24 protein-coding genes and 2 tRNA genes are annotated in these 26184 nt (G+C 39.2%); 12 read left to right on the top strand and 14 right to left on the bottom strand.

Features of this window, described 5'->3' with window-relative positions; all coding sequences use genetic code 11:
* Positions 1-3: 3 nt before the first annotated feature.
* The 4 genes from OOL07_RS05160 (at position 4) to OOL07_RS05145 (ending at position 2073) form a co-directional block, all read left to right on the top strand.
* A complete protein-coding gene (locus OOL07_RS05160) occupies positions 4-306 on the top strand; it encodes an integration host factor subunit alpha (protein ID WP_264695440.1) in 303 nt (100 codons plus the stop codon).
* Positions 284-646, top strand: a complete 363-nt coding sequence (locus tag OOL07_RS05155; RefSeq protein ID WP_264695439.1) for a MerR family transcriptional regulator — start codon at positions 284-286, stop codon at positions 644-646. Before OOL07_RS05160 ends, OOL07_RS05155 begins: the two co-directional genes overlap by 23 nt.
* Positions 647-661: 15 nt before the next feature.
* Positions 662-738 (top strand) — tRNA-Pro (locus OOL07_RS05150).
* Positions 739-885: 147 nt separating this feature from the next.
* Positions 886-2073 (top strand): O-succinylhomoserine sulfhydrylase, encoded by a 1188-nt coding sequence (locus OOL07_RS05145; RefSeq protein WP_264695438.1) that lies wholly within the window; start codon positions 886-888, stop codon positions 2071-2073.
* 528 nt (positions 2074-2601) lie between these two features.
* On the opposite strand, the gene OOL07_RS05140 is transcribed toward OOL07_RS05145, so the two are convergent.
* Together OOL07_RS05140 and atzD are read right to left on the bottom strand one after the other, a co-directional pair.
* Positions 2602-3993 (bottom strand): nucleobase:cation symporter-2 family protein, encoded by a 1392-nt coding sequence (locus OOL07_RS05140; protein WP_264695437.1) that lies wholly within the window; start codon positions 3991-3993, stop codon positions 2602-2604.
* Between the two features lie 65 nt (positions 3994-4058).
* Positions 4059-5117: a cyanuric acid amidohydrolase gene (gene atzD / locus OOL07_RS05135; RefSeq protein WP_264695436.1), complete on the bottom strand. Its 1059-nt coding sequence runs from the start codon at positions 5115-5117 to the stop codon at positions 4059-4061.
* A gap of 194 nt (positions 5118-5311) precedes the next feature.
* Here atzD and OOL07_RS05130 point away from each other — a divergent pair.
* Positions 5312-5385: transfer RNA gene (locus tag OOL07_RS05130), tRNA-Gly, on the top strand.
* Positions 5386-5473: 88 nt separating this feature from the next.
* Positions 5474-6583: an acyltransferase family protein gene (locus OOL07_RS05125; RefSeq protein WP_264695434.1), complete on the top strand. Its 1110-nt coding sequence runs from the start codon at positions 5474-5476 to the stop codon at positions 6581-6583.
* Here the strand turns inward: OOL07_RS05125 and OOL07_RS05120 are convergent.
* The 7 genes from OOL07_RS05120 to OOL07_RS05095 all read right to left on the bottom strand — a co-directional run bounded on the left by OOL07_RS05120 (position 6569) and on the right by OOL07_RS05095 (position 11508).
* Positions 6569-7075, bottom strand: a complete 507-nt coding sequence (locus OOL07_RS05120; protein ID WP_264696341.1) for a type ISP restriction/modification enzyme — start codon at positions 7073-7075, stop codon at positions 6569-6571. The genes OOL07_RS05125 and OOL07_RS05120 overlap by 15 nt on opposite strands.
* Positions 6976-7830 (bottom strand): type ISP restriction/modification enzyme, encoded by an 855-nt coding sequence (locus OOL07_RS05115; RefSeq protein ID WP_264696340.1) that lies wholly within the window; start codon positions 7828-7830, stop codon positions 6976-6978. Before OOL07_RS05115 ends, OOL07_RS05120 begins: the two co-directional genes overlap by 100 nt.
* 169 nt (positions 7831-7999) lie before the next feature.
* Positions 8000-8989, bottom strand: a complete 990-nt coding sequence (locus tag OOL07_RS05110; RefSeq protein WP_264695433.1) for an N-6 DNA methylase — start codon at positions 8987-8989, stop codon at positions 8000-8002.
* A complete protein-coding gene (locus OOL07_RS05105; protein WP_413774126.1) occupies positions 8937-9920 on the bottom strand; it encodes a hypothetical protein in 984 nt (327 codons plus the stop codon). Before OOL07_RS05105 ends, OOL07_RS05110 begins: the two co-directional genes overlap by 53 nt.
* Complete coding sequence (locus OOL07_RS09270) at positions 9890-10351, bottom strand: hypothetical protein (protein WP_413774104.1); 462 nt, start codon at positions 10349-10351, stop codon at positions 9890-9892. The genes OOL07_RS05105 and OOL07_RS09270 overlap by 31 nt, the downstream gene beginning before the upstream one ends.
* Positions 10344-11210, bottom strand: a complete 867-nt coding sequence (locus OOL07_RS05100) for a DEAD/DEAH box helicase family protein (RefSeq protein ID WP_264695431.1) — start codon at positions 11208-11210, stop codon at positions 10344-10346. The genes OOL07_RS09270 and OOL07_RS05100 overlap by 8 nt, the downstream gene beginning before the upstream one ends.
* Positions 11185-11508 carry a restriction endonuclease gene (locus tag OOL07_RS05095; RefSeq protein ID WP_264695430.1) on the bottom strand — a complete coding sequence of 108 codons (324 nt, stop codon included), beginning with the start codon at positions 11506-11508 and terminating at the stop codon, positions 11185-11187. Before OOL07_RS05095 ends, OOL07_RS05100 begins: the two co-directional genes overlap by 26 nt.
* A gap of 343 nt (positions 11509-11851) precedes the next feature.
* Here OOL07_RS05095 and OOL07_RS05090 point away from each other — a divergent pair, with 343 nt between their 5' ends.
* From OOL07_RS05090 to OOL07_RS05080, 3 genes are read left to right on the top strand one after another with little or no spacing between them, the layout of a single operon-like run.
* Entirely contained in the window at positions 11852-12571 is a 720-nt protein-coding gene (locus OOL07_RS05090) for a retropepsin-like aspartic protease family protein (protein WP_264695429.1), read from the top strand.
* Between the two features lie 8 nt (positions 12572-12579).
* Entirely contained in the window at positions 12580-14514 is a 1935-nt protein-coding gene (locus OOL07_RS05085) for a S9 family peptidase (RefSeq protein WP_264695427.1), read from the top strand.
* A gap of 18 nt (positions 14515-14532) precedes the next feature.
* Positions 14533-15081: a YbhB/YbcL family Raf kinase inhibitor-like protein gene (locus OOL07_RS05080; protein WP_264695426.1), complete on the top strand. Its 549-nt coding sequence runs from the start codon at positions 14533-14535 to the stop codon at positions 15079-15081.
* On the opposite strand, the gene gshA is transcribed toward OOL07_RS05080, so the two are convergent.
* Positions 15082-16650: a glutamate--cysteine ligase gene (gene gshA / locus OOL07_RS05075; protein WP_264695425.1), complete on the bottom strand. Its 1569-nt coding sequence runs from the start codon at positions 16648-16650 to the stop codon at positions 15082-15084.
* A gap of 89 nt (positions 16651-16739) precedes the next feature.
* On the opposite strand from gshA, the gene OOL07_RS05070 reads away from it, so the two are divergent.
* On the top strand, positions 16740-17633 hold the full coding sequence (locus tag OOL07_RS05070; RefSeq protein ID WP_264695424.1) for a DNA-3-methyladenine glycosylase family protein: 894 nt from the start codon (positions 16740-16742) through the stop codon (positions 17631-17633).
* Between the two features lie 65 nt (positions 17634-17698).
* On the top strand, positions 17699-19405 hold the full coding sequence (locus tag OOL07_RS05065; RefSeq protein ID WP_264695423.1) for a carbon-nitrogen hydrolase family protein: 1707 nt from the start codon (positions 17699-17701) through the stop codon (positions 19403-19405).
* A gap of 36 nt (positions 19406-19441) precedes the next feature.
* Here OOL07_RS05065 and OOL07_RS05060 read toward each other — a convergent pair whose 3' ends face one another.
* The 4 genes from OOL07_RS05060 to OOL07_RS05045 all read right to left on the bottom strand — a co-directional run bounded on the left by OOL07_RS05060 (position 19442) and on the right by OOL07_RS05045 (position 23749).
* Positions 19442-19765 carry a hypothetical protein gene (locus OOL07_RS05060; RefSeq protein WP_264695422.1) on the bottom strand — a complete coding sequence of 108 codons (324 nt, stop codon included), beginning with the start codon at positions 19763-19765 and terminating at the stop codon, positions 19442-19444.
* A 40-nt stretch (positions 19766-19805) separates the two neighbouring features.
* Positions 19806-21155, bottom strand: a complete 1350-nt coding sequence (gene gorA / locus OOL07_RS05055; RefSeq protein WP_264695421.1) for a glutathione-disulfide reductase — start codon at positions 21153-21155, stop codon at positions 19806-19808.
* Between the two features lie 10 nt (positions 21156-21165).
* Positions 21166-22590: a c-type cytochrome gene (locus OOL07_RS05050; protein WP_264695420.1), complete on the bottom strand. Its 1425-nt coding sequence runs from the start codon at positions 22588-22590 to the stop codon at positions 21166-21168.
* A gap of 73 nt (positions 22591-22663) precedes the next feature.
* The gene (locus OOL07_RS05045; RefSeq protein WP_264695419.1) at positions 22664-23749 is read right to left on the bottom strand and encodes a lipocalin-like domain-containing protein; all 1086 of its coding nucleotides are present in this window, start codon (positions 23747-23749) and stop codon (positions 22664-22666) included.
* A 448-nt stretch (positions 23750-24197) separates the two neighbouring features.
* Between OOL07_RS05045 and OOL07_RS05040 the strand changes: the two genes are divergently transcribed.
* Positions 24198-26141 (top strand): S8 family peptidase, encoded by a 1944-nt coding sequence (locus OOL07_RS05040; RefSeq protein ID WP_264695418.1) that lies wholly within the window; start codon positions 24198-24200, stop codon positions 26139-26141.
* The last annotated feature ends 43 nt before the right edge of the window (positions 26142-26184 follow it).

The following is a 26184-nucleotide window of genomic DNA, read 5'->3' as shown; positions in this document are numbered from 1 at the left end:
CTGATGGCACTCACTAAAGCAGATATGATAGAAGCATTAAATCAGGAGCTTGGCTTAAATAAGCGAGAAGCTAAAGAGATTGTTGAAATGTTTTTTGAAGACATCGCAATGATCTTAGAGCAAGGAGAAACAGTCAAACTCTCTGGGTTTGGTAATTTTGAGCTTCGTAGTAAAGGGACACGGCCTGGGCGTAATCCGAAAACTGGAGAAGAAATTCCTATTACCGCTCGGCGTGTAGTTACTTTTCGACCAGGGCAAAAATTAAGGACACGGGTAGAATCTTATGTTGGAAGCGAGCAACAATAACGAATTACCGGTAATACCAAGTAAGCGTTATTTTACTATTAGTGAAGTAAGTGAGCTTTGTGCTATTAGACCCCATGTATTGCGGTATTGGGAGCAAGAATTTCCTCAGCTTAAACCAGTAAAACGCCGTGGAAATCGACGTTACTATCAACGCCATGATGTCATTATGATTCGCCAAATTAAGGCATTACTCTATGATCAAGGTTTTACCATTGGTGGAGCAAGGCAGCAACTCTCCAGTGATGAAGTAAAAAACGAAAATACTCAGAGTAAACAGATTATCCGCCAAGCTCGTTTAGAGTTGGAAGAAGTTTTAGATATATTAAACAACAGTACCTAATACATTCTCCATCTTCGGGGCGTAGCGCAGCCTGGTAGCGCACTTGAATGGGGTTCAAGTGGTCGGAGGTTCAAATCCTCTCGCCCCGACCATAGACTTATCCGTAATATGGGGAAATTTGCTTTCCCCTATATTCTTTTCCCTATTTGTTATACCCTAGTTTTGTTGTACCTAAATAGAGACCTAGTTATATTTAAATAATCTTCTTGCTTTTACGTACACCATTAGGATTAAACCCCATGGATAATTATGACAAATATGATTTTACGACCCTTGCAGTACGAGCAGGACAGGATCGCACTCATGAAAGAGAGAACTCTGATCCGATCTTCCTGACTTCAAGCTTTGTTTTTGATAGTGCTGCTCAAGCAGCAGCTTGTTTCTCAGGTAATGAGTCAGGGAATATTTATTCAAGATTTACTAATCCTACAGTCAGAGCTTTTGAACAACGATTAGCAGCCTTAGAAGGTGGGGAATCTTGTGTTGCCACTGCATCAGGAATGTCTGCTATCTTAGCCACTTGTTTATCTCTGTTAAAATCAGGGGATCACATTGTTTCTTCAAAAGATATTTTTGGTACCACTCGGGCTATATTCAATAAATATCTAGCACGCTTTGGGATTGAAACCACCTTTGTGCCTCTAGCTGATTTAGCAGCTTGGGAAAAAGCAATTCAGCCTAATACCCGATTATTTTTCCTTGAAACTCCTTCTAATCCCCTAAATGAAATTGCCGATATTGCTCAACTTGCCCAGCTTTCCCAAAAACACCAAGCTCTATTAGTAGTAGATAATTGTTTTTGTACGCCGGCTCTACAACGTCCCTTAGAATTAGGGGCAGACATCATTATTCACTCTGCTACTAAATATTTGGATGGACAAGGGCGATGTGTAGGTGGTGCCGTAGTAGGGGATAAGCAGCGAGTAGGGGAGGAAATATTTGGCTTTTTGCGTACGGCAGGCCCTACCTTAAGCCCATTTAATGCTTGGGTGTTTCTTAAAGGATTAGAAACCCTAACGCTGCGAATGGAGGCACATAGTCGGCAAGCCCAAGCAATTGCAGAATGGCTAGAGAAAAAGCCAGAAATAGCTAGGGTATACTACGCAGGATTGCCTTCTCACCCTCAACATCAGCTCGCAGCAAAACAACAATCTGGATTTGGAGGACTGCTCGCCTTTGAATTAAAAGGAGGAAAGGAAGCTGCTTGGACGATTATTGATTCAGTCTCTTTTATCTCTATTACCGCAAATTTAGGAGATACCAAAAGCATTATTACCCATCCTGCTACCACTACCCACGGCCGCCTTAGCCAAGAAGAGCGAGAATCTGCAGGAATCAGAGATGGGTTAGTACGACTTTCAGTGGGACTAGAATCTCTAACAGATATTAAAAAGGATTTACAACGAGGGTTTGATAAATTAACGTAGATCCTACTAACTAATAGTAGGATCTAAGCTTTAGTAATAATATTTTGGGGAAGTAGATAATAAAATAGCACTATATTTTACCTGCTAATTAGTGGTACTACTAAGAAGCCACCATAAATATAGAGAAATCCCTAAAATACACAGCAAAACGATTATTAACGTATCTTTATTCATACCTTATCTATCCTTTAAAATATGGCTAACGAGGATAATAAAGCAACATGTATACCAAATACACTATTATATTGATTATAGTTTTTAATATATTTAGGGTATAAATATTTTTTGGGAAATGATGCTATTTATTGTCAATTTGTAGCAAAATTTATTACCTAGAATAGCTATTTTGTAGCCCATTATAGCGAAAATCGGTAGAAATCCCCCCTCCCCCTCTCTCCCTTTATCCTCTATCAATTAAAACCCTAGCTTCACTAAGTGTAAGTTAGTTGTAGTACTTACAAGATAAGGAAACAAAACAAATTTTCATACATTCTTATTCCTTTCTTTAAGATGTGCTTCTATGTAAATTCAGTGTCTGATTCTATGAATTTTGGGTGCTTCGTTTAAAATTAAATTTAATCTGATGGCAGTAATTGCACTGGAGGTAATGCCAGATCCAAAAATTATGCTTACCCAGTGAGGAAAATGAGTATAAAACTGAGGTGCTACTAAAGGTACCATGCCCATAGTAATGGATGCAGCGATAATAAGACTATTGACTGTACCTTGCTCAGAGGTCAGATCTACAGAAGAGAGGGTTTGAATGCCGGTAGCTACAACAAGACCAAATACTGCTAAACATGCACCTCCAAGTACAGGCAGGGGTATGCTTGCAATCATTGCAGAGAGTAATGGAAACATACCTAGAATTACGAGGAGAAGCCCAGCGACAGCTACCACATAGCGGCTATATACTCGACTTATTTGAATAATTCCAATATTTTGGCCATAAGCACTACATTGAAATCCATTGAGCACTGCAGAGAAAATAGATCCTAAACAATCTGCTCTTAGGCAATTGATAACATCTTGTTTTTTTATGTCTTTCCCTACAATTTCCCCAATTGCCATAATATTACATGTGGCTTCTATCATAATCACCCACATCACAATCGTCATAGAAATAATGGAAGTGATTTCAAATTTAGGCATGCCAAATGCTAAAAAATGAGGTAATACAAATAAATCTTGAGTCATGGCTTCTGAAAAATCTACTAATCCCATGGGGATGGCAATGAGTGTGCCAGTGGTAATACCCAATAATACAGATACTCGTTTTACAAATTTGGGACCATAACGAACAGCCATAATGGTGATCATAAAGGTAAAGAAACTTAAGCTAATAATATAAGGGGATTGATAGAATGGAGTACTTTCCTGCCCTTGCATCCACTCAATGGAAACAGGGATTAGAGTAAGTCCAATCACTGTCACTACTGATCCTAAAACAAGGGGGGGGAAAAAGTTTAATAAGCGAGCATAAAGAGAAGCCCCAAAGAACATGAACACTGAAGATATAATGACCGATCCCATAATGATTTGCATCGCAGTAAATGGATCTGGAGACATCTGACCTATGATTAACATGGGAGCAATAGTTGAAAATGAAACCCCTTCTACCAATGGGAGCTTTACCCCAATACCCGGTATTCCAATAGTCTGTAATAGGGTGACTGCACCCGATGCTAAAATACTGGTTGATAATAAAATGGTTAGATATGCCAGTGGAAGATCCAGTGCCTTACCAATAATGAGCGGTGGGGCAATAATCCCAGCATAGGCCGCACATACATGTTGAATAGCTAAAAAGAATGTTTCTTTCGGTGCAGGTATGCTATCAAGAGCAAGGTGGGTATCTGTAGCCGAGGATGTAGGAGTTACTTCAGCGGATTCTTTGATGCCATTATTATGATAGTTCATGTACTTTATTATGATAGTTCATGTACTTTTACTATCGCCGCAATAGGGGCATACCCGGGGGCACATTAATGTTCGGTAGCACCGGATACAAAAATTCTAGGATCATGGGTTACTGAAGTAATGACTGCACCTAAAGCGGCTCGTGCATTGCGTTCGTAGTGAATATCTGCATCAGAGAGCATAGTCGTTCTCTGCCCCCATAAAACACCGTGAATAGGTGCCTCTGCTTTAGCAAAAATTGCCGCAATTTGTTGTGCCTCTGCTTTAGTCGCTTCCGTCCTTATATGTAAACCTGCAGAGAGAATCGCAGCACGAACTCCTTCAATATCGGTTACACTGGCTAGTGCCGCATGACCAATTCGATATTGACTAGTTGAGGTTGAAGAATTTCCAAATACCACTACCTCACAGTGATTAATCTCTCCACCTGCTGAAGTGGAGGCCACCGATGAATAAAGAGACATATCATGGGCTATAGCCTCCTCTGTTACCTCATTTTGAGGTATTTCTTTTAATCCAACAGCGACCCCTAATCCCATGGCTCCCCGTGCGTATTTCTTAGAGAGATTAGGATCTTCAGTGACTACATCCTTCCCTTGTGCCTGAGTGCTTGCAATAGCCTCTGGTGTTAATAATGGTCCCTTTACTTGTACATAATGTATATCTTGATGGGCAATCCCTAATTCCTCAACGGCTGTGCCTACTGCTTTTGCTACTGCCATCACATGAGGCATACGACCAATTTGTTCTGGCTTGAGCACTTTTGTCTGCTGAGCTGAAATAACAAGCCGCTTCTCATCACTAGGATTAGGGTTAGTTACAGACATATCTCTTGTAAACACGGTCATGTGAGGAGATAAAACTCCCTCACATCCTCCTGACCAGGCGATAACGATTTGCTTTGTGACTTGAGCAGGAGAAATACCTAACGACTTTCCAAGTGCTTCTGAAACCGTATGGGTGGCTAAAGCTCGAGTAAAGTCATTCGCCCCTCCATTACCCTCTGTTTTCCCTATGATAGCTATTATTTGCGATACTTTAACTACATTGCTATCCAGCAGTTGTTGCAATCCTTGAGCATCGCCCGGATTGTTCATGGATAAGCGGTATATTTCTACTTTCATAACCATCCTCCTTACACTTATTTCTTTGTAAGAAATGCTTACATACATAATGTAAAGTTTAGACGTGAATTATAGAGATGGCTTTTTAGCGTAGAATTTAAACGTAATTTTTTAAGAAGAAATTTTATACGAGGTATTGCTAGTTGTTTGCTATTAAGATTTTCCCTATAATCTAGGCATCCAATAAATTTAAAGCGGGTGTAGTTCAATGGTAGAACTTCAGCTTCCCAAGCTGATAACGTGGGTCCGATTCCCATCACCCGCTCCATAAATTATCGTTGCATTCTTGTTTATCTCAATTCCACGATCATTGTTTTAGAAAAATTTCTAACTAACTAAAAATATTGCCTCTTACCATGAATGCTTCCTCTACGCAAAGTAATAGACTTGCTGGGCTAGATTTTCTTCGAGCTTATGCTGCTTTGTGGGTTTTTCTCTTCCATTATATGGATCTTGCACCCAGCCAGCTAAAGCCGGCACTAGGCTATAATTTTTATACTGGGGTAGGGTGGAACGGGGTGGATTTATTTTTTGTCCTGAGTGGTTTTTTAATTGGTGCTATTCTCTGCCGAAAACATGAAAATATAAAATCTTTCTTAATTCGGCGATTCTTTCGTATTTATCCTGCCTACTTAGTGGTTTTATTTCTCAGTCTCTATGTAAATAAACCCTACTTTATTGCTAACAAACTACTCATCATCAGCCATTTATTGATGTTTCATAACATTATATCGGGCTATGGTGGTACCATTAATGGGGTATTGTGGACCTTAGGTGAAGAATTTCAATTTTATCTTTTAGCTACTCTTATCTTATTACTTCCTCTATCTAGAAGAAATAATACTTTTTGGTATGGTTTATCAGTGATACTCATTGCCGGTAGTGCCCTATATCGTTGGGGAATATTTTGGACTACGACAGATGTGGATACGACCACTCGCTTTTTTTGTATCACCCAACTACCCGGTATGCTTGGGCTGTTTGGAATGGGATTTCTCGCCGTGCAGCTTAAAAAAATCATCGGAATTTATATCACTCGTTTTTTCCGATTCTTTTTCATCCTAAGCTTAGGAGGGGTTTTTTTCTATTTAGAATGGCTATCTCCTCATGTAGGAGACTATTGGGAGCATCAAGAAGTAGTGCTATTAGGGCGGGTTTACTCAGGAGCAGCGTTTTCTTTTCTGGTGCTGGTGTTTTCCTGTGCCCCTGATTGGGTCAATGATTTCCTGAAAAAGAGCGGATTAGTATTTATTGGTGAAATTAGCTACGGAATTTACCTTACCCATTTATTTTTTATAGATTTTCTAAAGCCTTACGAATCTTTTTTTCTCCAGCACCATTGGATGCTCTATTTTGCTACCCTAGTTACCCTTATTGGGATAACCTCTAGCCTGATTTATTTTTTAGTCGAGCGCCCATTTATCAGGCTAGGGGCTTATCTATCAAATAAGTTAACTAACAGGTAAAATTTCTTCCGCTAAAACAATCTCTTCAATATTACCCAGCTGGGAAATCTCTGCCATAATCTCTAAAGTTTTAAGGCTGACCGTAATCACTCGTTGAAACAGTTCCAATGGATAACGGGGATTATTGATAGTTTCATTTGCCCAATCATTGGCATCATTGATAATTCCACTATCTTTATCCTGTCGCACCGATTGTCGCTCCATCACCCACTCCAAGGCAGATTTGCCATTGACCATATAGTCATAGGCACGCTCTGGAATGTTTTCTATGGTAATAAAATCATTGTAGATCATCCGAGTCTGATCCTTCTTCTCCCCCTTCTTTGCAAACTTCATTTGCCGTACATAGAAATGATCAGGGCAAGCATTCACAAAATCTGTATCGTTATGAATTAATTTACCTGAAAAAGTAACAGGATGGAGGGTGGCAGATTCGTAATTGAGGTGGAGATCAGCAAGTTTGCGTCCTGCTTGGGAAAGGACAGTGAAAATGGCAACATTTTAGCCAAAAAAATTCGGGGCAGTTGCTTAGAGAGATTGTCCTTGTACTGACCCCGATAATTCTCACAATGGAGCACCTCATAAATATAGTAGAAAATATCTACTTTGCAAACTTTATTTTTAGGATAGGCTTTTTGAAAATGAGTAAGAATCTCATTTTCAATTCCATCCGCTCGATGATAGCCAGCATGTTGAGAGTGTTGAGCAAATAAATCCTGCTTATCAGAAGAAACTTTTTCATAAAGATATAAAGGGAAACATTGCCCCTTTGAAATCATTTCTAAGTCAGGAATTACATTAGTGATCATTGCTGAAAACTCTTTAGTTGCTCCTCGTCCGGTGACCGCAATCACTACATTTTTTGCTCCTTCATAGGGGAAAATTTGAGGCATTTGATACACCATTTCATTTAAATCACGACTGAAGTACATCCATTGCTTAGTAAATGGGCGATATAAACTGGTGACAATACTGGCTGGATCAAAATTCACCACTTGGTTTTTTATTAAATTTTCTTTAGTACTTCGTACCCAATTAATTTGGGTTGAATCATGATTAATAAATCCATTAACCGTTTTTACTTGGGCTTGCCTAGATAGACTTGAAAAAGCTTGATGAAATTGTTCTCGCTGTTGATTATAAAATCTAATAGTTGTCTGTATATTTTGGGCTAATTTATCTTGATTGCTTTGATACACCCAAGCATCTCTAGCAGTCGCTACTCCTCGTGAATAATTTTTAAAAATAGATTTTACAGTTTTATCTTTTTATCTCCTAGAGACAGATAAGAATCAAAATGGGGATCTCGCTGGTTGAGCCAATCGCCAAATGTATCGGGGATAATGCGTTGCCAGCCTTGAGTTTGGGCAATCCCTGCAATGCTTTGATAATCCCGAATCCGATCTAGTTTTTCTTTTAGCTTTTATCATAGAAATAGATTTTTCCAGAATTCTCTATTGGGTTTTTCACTAAAATAGAAATGGCAATAGGTGCCACACTGGCGTTACCAAAAATATTTTGACCTTCAGAGTTATTGCCTTTGTTACCCATATTCTTTCTAATATTTCCTCGTAAATGAAAAATATAAAGGTGGCTAAATTCACTGGCTAAACATTTTCTTAGTCCATCCATGGCATTACCCTCGATAAAACTGCCATTGGTGACAAAACCAATCACTCCTTGATCTCCAATCCGATCGCTGGCCCACCGAATTGCCCGAACATAGGAATCATATAGGGCATTTTTATTAGTTGCAGTGGATAATCTTGCATAAGTATTACGAACACGAGTGTCTAGATTTTCATAAGCTAAATTAGCATTATTATCATTAGCTGATTTTTGCCCAGCCGAGTAGGGGGGATTGCCCATAATCACCTTAATTTTTAAGGATTGCTGTTTACAACGGCGGGTATTATTTTCTGCCAGAGTAGCATGCACCCAATCTGGTTGGGCGTGGTGTTCATTCATTTGAAAAGTATCGGTCAGGCAAATTTCCTCAAAAGGCGTGTAATCGCCGCCTAGGATTCCATGATAGGTGGCTTCAATGTTAATCGCCGCTAAATAATAAGCCAGCAGCACAATTTCATTGGCATGGATTTCAGTGCGATATTTTTTCGCTAGTCGATCTTGAGGAATAATCCCAGATTGCAATAAACGGGTGATAAAGGTACCAGTACCGGTAAAGGGATCCATAATATGGACTTCATCATCTGCCATACTTTTATTGAACTGATCCTGAAGCACTGCTTCAAGACTATGGATAATAAAGGCCACCACTTCAATGGGGGTGTAGACAATCCCTAGCCGATCTGCCCTTTTCGGAAAGGCATTACGGAAAAATTTATCGTAGAGCTCAATAATGATTTTTTGCTTGCCCTCTGGGGTGTGGATTCCTTCTGCCCGCAAGCGAACACTGTGATAAAACTGATCTAGAGTAGGTTTCCCTAGCTAGCCCATGGGCTTGGATAGGAGTTAATATCTGCTCCATGGCTTTGGAAATAGGGTTATGCTGGGTAAAGGTATATTGCTGGAACAGGGCATCAAACACCGGCTTGGTGATTAAATGCTGGGCAAGCATTTCTACCACTTCTGCATCAGTGATGGAGTCATTTAAATTCTCTCGTAGCTCCTTGGCAAATCGGGCAAAAGCCTGTTGTTCTTGTAGATAATCCGGATTAGCTAAAATCCCTTGAATTCGATCAATATGGGTGTTGGCAATAGAGGCAATGTCCTTGGCCCATTCTTCCCAATGACGACGGTTACCGCATTTTTTCACTAGCTTGGCATAAATGGCACGTTCTATATCCCCCATGTGAAAATCTAGCTCTCCTTGAATACCATAAGGGGCAGGAGAATCGGCTACTCCGATGGTAGGTTGATTCTGTTCCTCTTCTTTAGGAGTTGCGTGGGTTTGATAGGACTCGGTGACGGCAATTACTTCCATTTTTTGCAGATCTGGACCTATCAGCTCCATTTTGTTAATCATGGCATCAAACCGATCATCGTGAGATCTCAGGGCTTGAAGCACTTGCCACACCACCTTGTAAGTTTGGTTGTTATTTAAGGCAACTTCTGGGCTGGTGCCTGCTGGAATCACCACCGGTAAAATGACATAGCCTCGGTTTTTTTGCCTATCTTTGGCTTGGCGCATCACCCGCCCCACCGATTGCATCACCTCCACTTGGGAATTGCGAGGGGCTAAAAATAACACCGCATCTAATGCTGGAATATCCACGCCTTCAGACAGACAGTGCACATTGCTTAAAATATGACAAGTGTTGACTTTAGGTTCTTGTTTTAGCCATGCTAGTTTTTTTCCCTTTTCAAATGCACCCATGGCACCATCAATATGCTGGGTTTCACAGATGAGGGGTAGGCGATCCTCATCTTCCATAGATTCTTGATAAGCCTCCACCACGGTTTGGAACATATAGGCAATTTTTTTGAGCTGACTTGATGGGTTTTGCTTTTGGTGGAGTCAATCACTTGGCAGAAAGCTACTGCCCGCTGCATGGGTTGGGAGTCATCGTTTAAATCCTCTTGGAGTCCTTGCTTGGTTAAGGCTTTCCAGCAACCAATAATTTTAGCGGCATCATTCATCTTAAGCTGATTATTTTCATCTTGTAATAGCCCTTGAATCCGCCGATTGACATGGGTTTCTTCAACAGCAAGGACAATGACTTTATAATCCACTAATAAATCACAGCGTACCGCTTCAGAGAAATTAATGGTATGAAATACCTTGCCATAGGTGGCTTCATCATCCATGGAGCAGGGTAACGCTTTCTTGTTCCGCTTTGGTTTTAGCACTATCCCCATAGATTCGAGGAGTGGCGGTCATATAGAGTCGCTTTTTCCCTTGAATAAAATCCGGCTGATGGATTTTTACAAAATGACTTTCTTGTTCTCCAATTAAGGTTGCTCCGGTAGTGCGATGGGCTTCATCGCAAATAATGAGATCAAAAGGGGCAAGTTGGTAGCTTTGTTGTGCCTGATGAATCACTTCAATACTTTGATAGGTACTAAATACCACTGTCATGTGCTGGGAATCATGATTTTTAGTGACTTGTTTGGCAAGCTGCTTACCATTTGTGGTGGCTGGGTAGGAAAGTTCATAGGTATAGGTTTGAAAGGTATCTTCCCCTTTATGCTTTCCGATTTGGGAATCGGAGCATACGGCAAAGCAATGGAGAGGAATGGCACTTTGCTGAGTCCATTCGGTAAGGGATTTAGAAAGCAGGGCAAGGCTAGGGACTAAAAACAGCACCTGTTTGCCCTGACCTGCCTGTTGTTCGGCAATTTTTAAGCTGGTAAAGGTTTTCCCAGTGCCACAGGCCATGATGAGTTTGCCCCGATCGGCAATTTTAAACCCTGCGATGACCTGATCTAAGGCGATTTGTTGATGATCACGAAGGGAATATTTTGGCTTGAGCGTAACCGAGCCTGTCTTTATGTATTGAGTCCAGTCAATAACACTCCCGATTAAATCCGATTCTGTAATGATAGTTACAGGGGGATTTTGATCTTTAAGAGCCTGAGTAAGATGATGAGTTGCTTCAGATGCGGTGGAGAAAATGAGACGGCGGCTATAGATTTTTTTACTAGAGGCAGCAAGATAAAGAATCAATATCTTTACGATAAAGTTTGGTATCTGTTTGATAGAACTTTGCTTGAATCCCATGGAAATTTCCTTCTTTGGTTTCTGCCACTAGATCAATCCCAGCATCGGTACCAAGCTTACCCAATCCACGATATTTTGCTTCAGCACGCCACTCTTCCCAGAACCATACATTTTGGTATCGATCGGAATATTTCGGCTCATTTTGCAGATAGGTTTTGACTAAATTTTCAAAATAACTGCCTTGATCTCGATGGGTTTGGGCAGAATCACGGAAATGGGTAAGTAGTTCAGCTAAATCTGACATAGGGTTCCTTGATAGATGGTTAATTATATTTGTAATTTTTTAATAAAAATCTTAATTAATAATAAGCTAATTAGTTTTTATTTTAGAAGTATTAAATTTTTGGCTGGATTTGTAAAGATTGGGAATGAATAGCAGCTGTTTACCTGCCTTAGTGGCAAAAAAAATCCCGATCTTAAAATCGGGACTAAGAGTACTATCTCGGTAAAATGGTAGATAGGTAAGATAATTTTATAAATAAATAATTATTAATAATTATTTATTTACTTGTTTATTGTTATAATTAACTTTAAGTGTATCTAATTTTTATTTTGTTGTATAGGAATAAATTTCCTATACTGAAAATATGAGATATAAACAGCAATTCAATTACTTCTTACTTACTCTTGGCTTGTGGCTAGGAGGCTTGTTAGTCATTGCAGATGAGGATTTACCCTTATTTGAAGATAGCTTGGCAGAGGAACTAGGGGAAATTGGGGTAAGAGAACATATTCTAATTAAAGGACTAGAGAGAACCAGAGATATTCCAGCTCTGCCCTTAGTTCAAGGTTCACTTCAAAGGCAAATTCAAAAATTACTGGTAGATTTTAACTATATTCTAGTACATACAGCCGATAATCAAAGAATTAAGGAAATTCTAATCTTAAGTGAAAAAACTGCAGCTCCTCCTGTATTTCCTAATAAAATAGTTTTAAACACTACCCGTAGTGGTACTCATCACTTAGTGCAAGTTTCCATTCAAGGAATAGGAACTGCCATTACTATACCCTTGTTAGTGGATACAGGAGCTTCCTTAGTGGTATTACCTACTTCTGCTATGCCTAAATTAGGGTTGAACCCTAATCAGCTAAAAGATCAAGAAATTCAAACGGCTAATGGAGCTTTGCAAGCAAAACTTAGCCAATTAAAAATACTTACCCTAGGATCTGAAAAAATCCCTAACGTGGAAGCTGCTTTTATTGAAGATCAATTATTAGGATCTTATGGCTTATTAGGTATGAATGTATTGAGGCATTATGTGATCACCATTGACGATCAAAAAAATCAAATTGTGTTAAGTAAATAAAATTATCTATGACAGCCTCCATAAAACCCTACGGCACGTGGCAATCTCCTATTACCACAGAACAAATCACTCAGGGAACCATTGGTCTAGGGCAAACTACACTCACCAAAACGGGTGCTTATTGGTTAGAAACTCGACCTCAAGAAGGAGGGCGGGGAGTACTGATGTATCGATCTGATGAAGAAGAAATATATGAGGTTACTCCGGTTCCTTACAATATCAGAACTAGAGTTCATGAATATGGAGGCGGGGCTTATTTAGTTACGGATGAAGATCGGGTATTTTTCTCTCATTTTGCCGATCAAAGACTCTACGCACAGGAATTAGATACTGATCCACAACCCATCACACCAGAAGGGGCTTATCGTTACGCTGATGGAGTTTATGATAAACAACGCAATCGATTGATTTATGTTCGTGAAGATCATAGTAGTAGTGGTAAAGAACCTATTAATACTATTGTGAGTATTGATTTAGAAGGAAATACTCACTCTATTACTATCCTGGAGTCAGGGGCAGATTTTTATGCCACCCTTCGCTTAAGCCCTGATAGGAATTATTTAGCTTGGATTTGTTGGCACCATCCTAATATGCCTTGGGATAGTACAGAACTGTGGGTGGCTCGTATTGATGCACAGGGGAATTTGGCTGAGAAGGTAAAGGTTGTTGGGGGAAATCAAGAATCTATTTTTCAGCCTGAATGGTCTCCTACAGGAGAACTATATTTTATCTCTGATCGTTCAAACTGGTGGAATTTATACCGATGGGATGGTAAAAAAATTAAAGCAATTCTACCTATGGAAGCCGAATTTGGCTTACCTCAGTGGATTTTTGGGCAATCTACTTACAGTTTTATTTCTCCTCACAAAATAATCTGCACTTATAGTCAAGAAAGTGTTGATCACTTGGCTTATATAGATACCCAAAGCGGGGTTTTAGAAGAAATAAATACTCCTTATACAGGGATTAATTTTTTACATGCTAATGATAAACAAGTAGTTTTTATTGGTGCAGCACCTACTATATTTCCTGAAGTGGCAACTTTAGATATGAAGATAGATAAACTTACTACCCTTCATCAATCCAATACTACGCAATTTGATTCAAATTGGCTTTCTTATGGAGAGCCTATTAGTTTTTCTACGGGTAATGGCACTATCGCCTACGGATTTTTCTATCCTCCTGAAAATAAAAATTTTATGGGATCCGAAACAGAGCGACCTCCTTTATTAGTGATCAGCCATGGAGGACCTACTGCAGCGACAAATAACACTTTAAATCTGAAAATTCAATATTGGACGAGTCGGGGGTTTGGGGTATTAGATGTAAATTATCGGGGCAGTACTAGTTATGGTCGCACCTATCGTCAACAGCTCATAGGACAATGGGGCATTGCCGATGTAGAAGATTGTATTTATGGGGCTAAATATTTAGTCCAGCAAGGAAAAGTGGATTCAGATCGATTAGCTATTCGAGGCAGTAGTGCCGGAGGGTTTACCACCTTAGCTGCTTTGACTTTTCATAATCTATTTAAAGCGGGGGCAAATTATTATGGCATTAGTGATTTAGAGGCCTTAGCTGAAGATACCCATAAGTTTGAATCTCGTTATTTAGATCAGTTGATCGGTCCCTATCCAGAGCAAGCACAACACTATAAAGCGAGATCTCCAATTCATAGTATCGATAAGATAGATTGTCCGATTATTTTCTTTCAGGGACTGGAGGATAAAGTAGTACCACCTAGCCAAGCAGAGACCATGGTTAAACTTTTAAAAGAAAAAGGGTTACCTGTTGCCTATATTACTTTCCCTGATGAACAGCACGGATTTCGTAAAGCGGAAAATATCAGTCATGCCTTAAAAAGCGAGCTTTACTTTTATGGCAAAATTTTTGGCTTTACCCCTGCCGATGCCCTTGAGCCAATCCAAATTGATAATCTTTAAATGAGATGTAAGTATGTTATGAGTGATAGATTTCAACAGTATCTGTTTTTCTTTCTATTAGGAATAAGTATTAGCAATTTTTCAGTAGCGGATAATTTTACGTTTACCTCGCCCGCTTTTAATCATCAAGAGGCGATTCCAGAGAAATATACCTGTGAAGGGCAAGATATTTCTCCTGAACTTACTTGGAATCATCTTCCTAAAGGTGCTAAGAGTTTAGCACTCATTGTATATGATCCAGACGCTCCTGATCCTAAAGCACCAAAGCTCACTTGGGTACATTGGGTGCTTTATAACCTTCCTTTTGCTACTACTGAGTTAGCTGAAGGAATTAATCTTGAAAGCTTGCCTAAAGGCACTTTAGGAGGATTAAACAACTGGAAGCGACTAGCCTATGGCGGACCTTGTCCCCCTATTGGTCGTCATCGCTATTTTTTTAAACTCTATGCTTTAGATACAGCGTTACCTGATTTAAAACAACCTAATAAGGCACAATTAGAACAGGCTATGGAGAACCATGTGATTACAGTAAAAGAATTGATGGGTACCTATCAAAAACACAACTAATTATTTTTGAGCTAAATAGTGGGCTAAATATTCTTTAAAAGAGAGGGTATCGGTGGCCTCCATATGCCGCTGTTTCTGCCAAGATGTTTGAGCTAGCTGGGTAAAATACTCCATCTTATCTTGGCTAAAGGGGATCTCTTTAAAATAATTTGCGTGCTGCTGAGAGAGATCTATAGCTAGTCGATAAAAAGTTCTTCCTGTTTTCTTCATTTCTGCCAAAATTTGGGCAGAAGGGGTGAGATCTGGATCTTCAATAAGGGGATATTGTTGGGTAAGAGCAGTGGTGTAAGGTTGATCCTCTAGTCCTTGATCCAGCAAAGAGCAGATTTCTTCCATTTCTTGATAAATTTCCAATGCCCAAGTTTTAAGCAGTGTATTTTCTCCATTTTGTTGGAGATTAAGTACTGGATCTCTCCCACAACAAGCCACTTTTCGTTGATTATGTTCTGCCTCTTTACGCTGATTTGAATCTAAATTAGGACTTGCTTTTAGCAGGCATAAAATGAGAAAAGCTTCTAAAAAATAGAGTTGATGTTGATTTACCCCTAATGGCTCATAAGGGTTAATATCCAATGCTCTAACTTCAATGTACTGTACCCCTCGGCGTTTTAATGCAAGGGTAGGTTTTTCACCGGATTGAGTAATTTGTTTTGGGCGAATAAAGCTATAAAACTCATTTTCAATTTGCAGAACATTAGCATTGAGCTGACGATAGGACCCATCCACTTCCACGCCAATTTTCTCGTAGGGTGGAAAGGGGGTTTCAATAGCTTTAGTAAGCCCTTCAATATATTCTGAAAGGTTATTATAGGGAATATCTACCCCTGCTTGGGTATCATTTTTATAGCCAATATCGCTCATTCGCAGCGAAGTAGCATAGGGTAAGGTATAGGTAGACGAATCAAAGTGGATAAATCCTTTATGGGGTGTTTTTAAGAAACACTGACAAACTGCAGGAGAAGCACCAAATAAATAGGAAATAATCCAGCCTAAACGGTGAAAATTGCGAAGTAAGTGAATATAGCGTTTATTAATAAAGTGAGCTAAAGGTAATTGGCTATGATTTTGTGCTTGTAAAATTGGCCAAAAGGATTCAGGCAGAGAATAGTTAAAATGAATGCCTGCAATAATTTGCATTTCTCGCCCATAGCGATACCCTAAACCACGGCGATATACATGTTTCATTTGCCCCACATTAGAAGTCCCATAATAGGCAATGGGAATCTCTTTTTCATCTGTTACCGCGCAGGGCATACTGGCTGCCCAAAGCATTTCGTCATTTAAATTTGTATACGTAAATTGATGAGTATGAGTCAGAAAATCGAGGGTTTGTTCTACTTGCTCACAAGGTGGGGTTACAAACTCGAGCAAAGCCTCTGAATAATCAGTCGTAATATAAGGGTGGGTTAAAGCCGAACCTAAAGATTGAGGATGAGATGTTTGGGCAATACTGCCTTTAGGAGTAATGCGTAGGCTTTCTTTTTCCAGTCCTTTTTTGCCTCCTTTGAGAAGCATTTTATAGTCAGATTTAGTAAGCCATCGTAAATGATATTTCAGTTGTTTATCCACGGATTATTTAGGTATTTGCTGCAATAATGTAAACTCAAAATTATAGCTTACCTTATTTATTCATACTTAGGGGAGGAAGATTAATTGTCATGGCTGTTTCCTATTTAGGATACCTTGATTTACCCCGTGGATTTCACGGTCATAACATACTGGTATTTCACGATCGGGATTCAGAGCAAACAGCAGAACGGGTAGATTACAGTAAAAATTTATTAGAGAAAGGAATTTTATGGCAAGGGTTGCCTGCTTGTCTTACTTTGCAATTTAAGTCAAAACAGGTTGTGGCTACTCTGCAAGTAGATGGGGATAGAGATATTTCTGAATTAGAAGCCCTTTCTATGGTACGAAGAATGCTAGGGCTTAATCAAAATATCAATAATTTTGAAAAAACTTATTACCAACATCCTCAATTAGGTGCTTTGTTGAAAAAACAAGCAGGATTAAGAGTCCCGGTATCTAGTACTCCCTTTGAAGCCCTTGTTTGGGCTATTACAGGTCAACAGATTAGTCTTGCTGCCGCTATTTCTATCAGAAGAAAATTAATTAAAATCCTAAATATAAAGCATTCTAGCGGGATTTATTGTCATCCTGATGCAGAAGCATTTTCCCACTTAGATCAAGATAAACTACGCAGCATAGGCTATGCTAAAACTAAAGCAAAAACTTTACTCAATTTAAGCCAAGGAGTTATGGAAAATACCTTGCCTTTAGATAATTGGCTGGCTCAGCAAACATCTGTGGAAGAGATTTCTCAAAAACTTATTGAGGTGCCGGGTATTGGACCCTGGACTATTAGTTATGGCTTACTTAGAGGTTATAGTTGGTTAGATGGATCTCTTCATGGAGATGCTGGGATGCGAAGAGGATTGCAAAAATTATTAGGATTAGAGTCTAAAATAACTGCTGAAGAAGCAGAGAAGTGGCTTGCTCCTTTTTCCCCTTGGCGTGCTTTAGTCGCAGCACATCTATGGATGTCTTTATAGAGGAGTAGTAATAATTACCTTAGATTTAGGGTAGTTGAAATAGTAATTAAGGAGAGATACTTTAAATGAAATCTTATGAATATCGAGCAGCTGCAGTGCAGACTCTCGCTAAAATGGGTGATGTGGAAGCTAATCTTAAAATTTGTGCCCACTATGTAAAACAAGCTGCCCAACAAAATATTCGGGTGATTGTATTCCCAGAGTGCATGAATGTAGGTTATTTATATAACTCTCAACCTCATGCACGTCAAATTGCAGAGACTATTAAAGATGGAAAATTTATTCATGGATTAGCAAAGCTAGCACGTCAACATGATGTATATATTGCCAGCGGTCTTTCTGAGTGGGATCCAGAGGCAGAGAAGATTTTTAATACAGGAATTTTACTTGATCGCAAAGGGGAATTAGTCGTCCATTACCATAAGCAATTTTTAACTACTCACGATCAAAATTGGTTTAAGTTTGGAGAGCGAGGCTTTCCGGTAGTAGAAACTGAATTAGGTCGGGTAGGGATGATGATTTGCTTTGATGGGCGAATTCCAGAAATTCCTCGCTGTACTGCCTTAAAAGGGGCTCAAGTGATTTTAGATATGGCGAACTTCTTTCTGATTGATCAAGCAGAATTATGGCGACCTGCTCGTGCATTGGAAAATGGAGTTTGGATCTGTGCAGCGACTAAAGCAGGGCAAGAACGATCTATTTACTATCCCGGGGGAAGCATGATCGTGGATCCTAGGGGTGAAGTAAAAGCAACGGTAGCTTGGGATATTCACGGGATGGCCATTAGCAATATTGATCCTACCCTTGCCGACGATAAGCACTATGCTTTAAGCTCTGATAAATTTACCGATCGTCGCCCAGATACTTATGGTATTTTGACTAAGTCTTACGAAGAAACTCCCGTTTCAAAGACCAGCATAGAACCGATTATTCCTTCAGAGATGACCTTTAATATGGCAGCGGCACAAACCCATGTCTGCGAGTCCCACCCAACCACCCTTGATCGAGTCATTGAGCAAGTTACCCATGGTGCACGGTTCGGGATTAAAGTGATGGTATTACCTGAATATGTCGCTTCACCTAATTGGCGTATTGATGAAGCTGAGGCTCGGCGGTTAGCTGGAATGAATCAGGAATTACTGCGAAAATTTGGAGAAGTATGTAAAACAGAGAAGTGTGCTCTGCTCGTCCCTAATGTGGAAGAAGTGGGCAGTAAACTCTATCCTACCTCTTTTCTTCTAGGGCTTGAAGGTGAAATTATCATGTCCTATCGTAAAGTGCATCTCTTCAGTGATGAGCAACAATGGGGTACTGCAGGATCAGAATATCCTGTAGTAAACACACCTTATGGGCGCATGGGGATTATGATGGGCTATGATGGTTTATTTCCAGAGGCGGCTCGCTGTTTAGGAGCTAATGGAGCTGATGTGATTCTATGGCCTACCCGAATGCAAGATGAAAAAGAACGGAAGTATTTGTTAGTACCTCGAGCAGCAGATAACCGTTGTGCGGTAATTCTTGCTAATAGAGTAGATGCTCCTTACGGAGGAGGTAGTATGGTAGCACTTCCTACCCAATTCCCCGTATGGGATGTAGATAAAGTAGCTCCAAACTACCCTGATATGCACAAGATTGTGCTAGAGGTGGTAGAAATTGCAAGTAGCCGCCAAAAGAATATGATGGCTAATGTTCATATGTTCGCCAAACGCCAACCTTGGACTTATAGTGCATTAACAGCACAACATAAAGTAGTCAATGTTGCAGGTAAATAAATGATTTTAGATGGTGTGATGATAAATCACACCATCTTAGCTCTCTAATAACCTCATGAAAAATGGCTTCCAAGCAATGACTAAAGCAATAATCATGGAGAGATCTACCCCCATAATAATCCAGTAGCGTAGACGCTCTTTAGCGTCTTTATCTAATTTACCAATAAAGCTCATGAGAATATCAAGGGAAACCACAAAAAGCATAATAAAAGTGAGTGCAGGGGCTACTGCATTTGTCACTAGCTCAAATTCAGTTTTTAAGGTAATAACACGGTCAGTATAGAAAGACAACCAAATTAGAGTAATGGTAATTGCAACTAGAGCAATTCGTAAAGGACCTATATAAAAAATGGATTTCATTATTTTTTCCTAAATCTAATGGAGTTTAAATATTTTTATCTTAAGTTACATCCCGCATGGTGACAAACTCTTCTGCTGCGGTAGGATGGATGCCAATAGTGCTATCAAATAGTGCTTTGGTTGCTCCTGCTTTAATGGCAATGGCTATTCCTTGAATGATTTCACCAGCCTCTGATCCCAGCATATGAGCACCTACTACTTTATCTGTTGTTTTATCTACAATAAGTTTCATGAAGGTGCGCTCATCTCGATCACTTATAGTGTGTTTTAGGGGGCGAAATTGAGTACGATAAACTTTAATATCTCCTAGCTTTTCTTTGGCTTGATCTTCTGTAAACCCTACTGTAGCTAGATTAGGTTGGCTAAATACACAAGTGGGAATATTTGTGTAATCTAAAATAGTACTAGATCCTTCATAAAGATGGTGGGCTAGAATCATTGCCTCTGCGGTAGCGACTGGGGTAAGACTAATTTTTTGAATTACATCTCCAATCGCATAGATGGAGGTTATGGTACTTTGGTAAAAATCGTTTACTATAATTCCTCCTGTTGGATTGAAGCTAACACCTAACTCAGCTAAGCCTAAATTTTCTGTATTAGGACGGCGACCAATGGCATACATAATTTTATTTGCCTGAAGCCTCTCTCCATTATGGAGTAAAGCATTTAATCCTTGTGCTTGTTTTTCAATGGCTTTAACTTCTACATTGGCTCGAAGAATAATCCCTCTTTTAACCATTTCAGATTCAAGAGCCTGCCTTAACTCTCGATCAAAATTCTGAAGTAATGAGTCTCCTCGATAGATCAGAGTAACTTGGCTGCCTAACCCATTCAAAATACTAGCAAACTCAACTGAAATGTAACCTCCGCCTATAATAATAATTTTTTCTGGTAAGGTTTCAAGGAAAAACATTCCATTTGAGTCAGTAATGTGCTCTTTACCCGGAATATCTGGAATAAACGGTACACCCCCGGTAGCAATTAAAATTCTTTCAGCCGTATAAGATTGATTGTTTATCGTGACTTGATGGGGATTATTTACCTTAGCCCAGCCATGGAATAGGGTTACTTTATTTTTTTCTAAAAGATTTTGGTAAATTTGATTAAGCCGCTTAATTTCTCTATTTTTATTTTTAATTAAGTTAGACCAATCAAAACAGGGCTGTTTTATCGTCCAACCGAAATTTACTGCATCTTCAAAATCTTCTGAAAAATGAGCTGCATAGTGAAGGAATTTTTTAGGAACACAGCCCACATTAACACAGGTACCCCCTAAATACTGGGATTCTGCGATAGCCACCTTTGCTCCTAAACGGGCAGCTACTCGGGCAGCTCGAACTCCTCCTGATCCAGCTCCTATAATAAAAAGATCAAAATCGTAATTTACCATGAATAGTAATTTATAAGGTTTTTAAATATTCTAATAATTGATGTCTTTCCTGTTCGGACAATACATCCCCAAATGTATGACCCATATTTCCATAGCCAATGAGGGTGGTATCGTAGATTTTTTTTCGTTCTTCTGATTTTTTAGTGCCTGCTTTACCATGATTTAATTGAGTATAATTCCAGCCTAAGGTTTTATCGTTGTAATCTTTAGTATCAAAAGTTCTGGTCCAGTATTTAGGCCGTTGTGCACTATTGAGTAAAGATTCTAAGGTAGGCACAGAGCCATTATGTAAATAAGGGGCAGTTGCCCAAACTCCATCTAAGGGTGGCGCTAAATAACCATCAACTTTTGCTACATGGGTTCCTTGACCATAAAAAGACTGAGCAAGCCAAGGACCAAATCGATCCAAATCACTACCCATTGCTGTTTTAATATATTCAGGATCGGTACCTATTTCTGCCAAAGAAATCACTAAATTAGGGTATTTTTCTTTTTCTCCATAAGTACCATGGCAACGCACACAATGGGTATTAAAAATATCCTCACCTTGTGTAGCAAGGGATTGATCTATTTTAAAAGGATAAGTGGGTGGTTCAAGGGAAGCAATATATTCTTGAATATCTGGAGCATAGGAATCCACCACTTGAGCATCTTTAACCGATTCAGTACATAGACTTGATGCCATGATTTCAAGGCGAGCATGATCGCCACGACCAGCAGCAGAATAGAACATTCCATTTTGTTTTTTCATCCGCCACCAAGGAGGTACACTTACTGGGGTGGGTTTTTCCGATGGAGGATCCATAAGGAGTTTATTAGACCATGCGAGAGTTTTTGGATCTCGGTGGGCAAAAATTCCCCAAGTAAGATTTACTGCCGAGTTTACACCGATGGTATCTGTTCTCAAATAAGGTGCTACCCCAGTGATCCTATCCACCCATTTACGCCATTCTTTAGCTTCTTGTTCACCTTCCACGTAAACCCCAATACCTTCTGCATTAGCTACCACATCTTGAGTAAGATCTAGAGATTCATTGCCTAACCCCACCATTAGATCTCCATTAAAAGAACTACCATGACAAAGGAGGCAATTATTGACTATTAGTCCAATACCCTCTTGAGTTTCATAGTAGGTTTGGTAATAGGGGAGCTTTTTATTAATCCCTGTTCGTCCAGGAAGTCCATATTGCGGAGGTTGAAATAAATTACTTTTCTGATAAGCAGAGTAAGGAATACCGCAGGTTAAATAGGGCTTATTAATGATGGCATCGTAGCCTGCTTTTGAATCTCCATGCCTTTGCGGTTCTTCAGGGACAAAACCAGGGGTCACTTGAGTGATTTTGGCAATCTCATGAGATTTAGGGGGAGTATCTGAATCGCAAGCAACTAATAACAAGGATGTTAATCCTAAGATGAACCATTGCTTTAATAACATTTTTCTTATCCTCAACCACAATATAAATAATCCACTTCTTCATTTAATCATATTTTTATAATGGGTAGTTAATCTATGGCTGATAACCAGTAAGTTCTTGAAACCCTTTTCCTATCACGTTATTGCCTTGATAGTAACCAGTTACTGTAACTGATCCACTCCAATAATCTAGACTTAAGTTAAGCTCTTGATTTTCTATACTGGGAGTAATGTTAAGATCAATATCATGCTCGGGAATTTGTAGCTGCCAGTGGGTGGGATAAGAAATATGAGTATTAGGGCTTTTCCAATTACTAAGTGGATTGAGTGCAATATCCTCTCTAGTCAGGGTTTCTATCTCTCCTTGAGAGGTCACTAAAGTGCCATTATTAATAGGAGTACCCGTACCATCTATGCGATGGAGTCGAAGAACGAGTAAATCTACCCCGTTGTCTAGCTGAAGTAAAAATCGATCCCATACGGTAGATCCAGTTGGGATAGGTATTTTTCCCCAACTGTGATCAAACCAAGATAGACCTGTCACTGGGTAGCTACTATGTTTGATTTTTATCGTCCCTTTAGTCATCAACCGTGGTAGGGTATAAGCATAAAAATTTCCTAGTGAGGCTTGTGAATCGCCACCAAAATAGAAAGGAAGCTTTAATGGCTGCAATATTAAATCGATACTTGCATTTTCAGTTTTTGCGAATAAAGAAAAACTACTTTTTGCCTCTTCTTCGCTCAATACTTGAAATCGCCAATCTTCTAGCCATACTTTGATAGAATTGTTTGTAGAAGAGGCACCGCTTAGTCCCAAAGCAGTACGGCTGAAGCGTTCAATAGGATAAAATTGAGATTTTAGTATATCAGCTAGTCCAAAATAGCCTCGATAGAGCTCTTGGAACCTCCATAAAGAAGTAGACTGAGAAGAATCTGGCGATTTTAATCCCATTCGAAAAAAATTAAATTGAAATCCAAAATCTCTTCTCTGATCTGATCTTAAATTACCAGCAAAATTCCACGATTCATTTTGATAGCTTGAGTGTGCTCCATGATCTCTAGGAAATAGAAATTGCCATGGCACATCTACTTGAGAGAACCCTATGTTTACTGTGTTTAATAATTGATTAATAAGAGATAAAGACTGCTTACGTGAGATTATCTCTTTTTCTTTTTTCAAAGAGAGAGTTCCTTGGTAAATCCCAAATAAAATAAAGATCAAAAGTAATAAACAAGTAATTATTTTTTTATAAAGAATCATTTATAAATTTGGATAGTTTTAATTTCTTATATTTTCAAATAAGAAATATAAAAAATGTCATAAATAGTGACGTGTAATAGCTAAATTTTTATTTGATAAATCAGTTAATTTTTATTAAAAATCATCCTTAGCAAAATTCAAGTAAAAAAACTTTTTACATATAACTATAAAGTTATTGATATTAATAAACATTAATATGCACAAAACAAGATAGATTGGCACAGCTTTTGCCCCTCTTTTAGAAAAGTAAAGAGGAATACAGCAAAAGTGAGTGCCTAATATGTGGTTAAGAATAGTAATTTCTGTAGTTTTAATTAGTATTAATAGTATTAGCTATAGCGCTAATTTAAATTCCAAAGTAGCACCGATGATTCAAGACCTGCTCATAAAAGAGGGAGGTATTCAAAACTTAAATACGCCGAAACCTTCATTAATAACAAAACAATCTGTTACTTCACAGTCGGAAAAAGAAAATAATCCTCAATTATTAAATCCTACCTTATCTCCTACTACTATAGTAGATGGCATTGCCGTCCGCTTTAAAGATCAAAAAATTCAAGATCTAGCAGAAGATAATTTACCTCCTCCTGATGAAATTACCAATGAATTAGAAGCTATTTTTGGGGAAAAGTTAGTTTTTTATCAAGCAATGGGTAATAAAACCCATATATTTCACTTTCAGACCTCTAAATCTGGAGCAGAAGTAGCAGATCTGATTGAAAACGCAAGAACACTCCCTAGTATTGATCAACTTGAAGCCGATATCCGGGTAAAAATGCAGTTCATTCCCAATGATCCTCTATTTGACCCCTACCAATGGAGCATGAAAGGACAAGCCCAAGGATATATCGGTGGGATTAATGCAACGGGTGCTTGGGATACAACTCAAGGAGACTCTAGTACGATTGTCGCAGTGGTAGATACGGGCATAAATCCTCACCCAGAGTTTGCCGATCGGTTATTACCTGGCTATGATTTTACGGTCACTCCCTATGTGCCAGGCGGATCCGATCCTGGAGATTGGACCACCGCCAATGAATGTGGTGACAATCAACCTGCAGAGCCTAGTTCTTGGCATGGGACTCATGTCACTGGAATTATTGCCGCTGAAGGTAATAACGATATAGGGATGGCTGGTGTAAATTGGAATACTAAAATTTTACCTGTTCGTACCCTCGGAAAATGCGGCGGATCCCTAAGTAATATGGTAAATGGTACGGTTTGGGCTGCAGGCCTGCCTGTTTCTGGTATGACAACTAATCCTAATCCTGCTCAAATTATTAATCTAAGCTTATCAGGAAAAGGAATCTGCCCTTCTCTTTATCAAGAGGCAATTAATCGTGCATTAGATCAGGGTATACTCATTGTAGTGGCAGCAGGAAATAACCAAGAAGATATTAGTCAGGCATTTCCGGGGAACTGTAATGGAGTACTCACCACGGTTGCGACTAATTTTAATGGGGATGCTACCTCTTATACTAATCTTAATTTTATTGGATCTAATCAAAGCAATTTCATTGCTGCTCCCGGAGGAGATGGTAGTCGTAGCTTAGGAATCATTTCAACTACCAGTACAGGTGCCACTACCCCTGAAGGATTTGGTTATGATCAGCAAATAGGTACCAGTGAATCAGCGCCCCATGTGGTTGGCATTGCCTCTTTAATGCTAGGCATCAATCCAGAACTCTCTGGAATAGAGTTAAACTCTTTATTGCCTGCAACAAGCCGTGATTTCCCTGCAGGCAGTGTATGTGCTCAGTACAATAATTTGTGTGGATCAGGGATTGCCGATGCAGAAAATGCGGTTCAAGCAGCCACTACTTTTAAAAAGTATACCCTGATTTACGAGTTTTATAACTCAAGCTCTAATGATTATCTTTTAGCGACTTCAAAGGCACAGATGGCTGCAATGAATCGAGGAGAAGCTGGTCCAAATTGGCAACTGACGGGGAATTTATTTTATGCTTGGTCTGGAGCGACCAATGGGGCACAGCCTGTATGTCAATTTTATAATCAAGGGGCAAATTCTTATTTTTATACTGTAAATTCGAGTGATTGTAGTTATTTACAATCCATTAATCCTACTAATGCGGTTGCCGATGATCTATGGACCTATGAAGGAATTTCTTTTTATGCGCTTGCTCCTATCAATGGAGCTTGTCCTAGTAGTTCCGATCCTATTTATCAAGTTTATAATCAGATATGGGTGAATCATCGCTATACTACCTCTATTGAAGAATATAATAGTATGATTACTCAAGGCTGGCTTGGCGAGGGAATCACTATGTGTGTTGCAATTGTAAGCGTATAACTGTTTGTTATTTAATCTTTAAAAAATTTAAGCTACATTTAGA

The organism is Candidatus Nitrosacidococcus sp. I8, from assembly GCF_945836005.1.
GTDB lineage: Bacteria > Pseudomonadota > Gammaproteobacteria > Nitrosococcales > Nitrosococcaceae > Nitrosacidococcus.
This window is presented reverse-complemented; position numbering and strand designations above follow the sequence as displayed.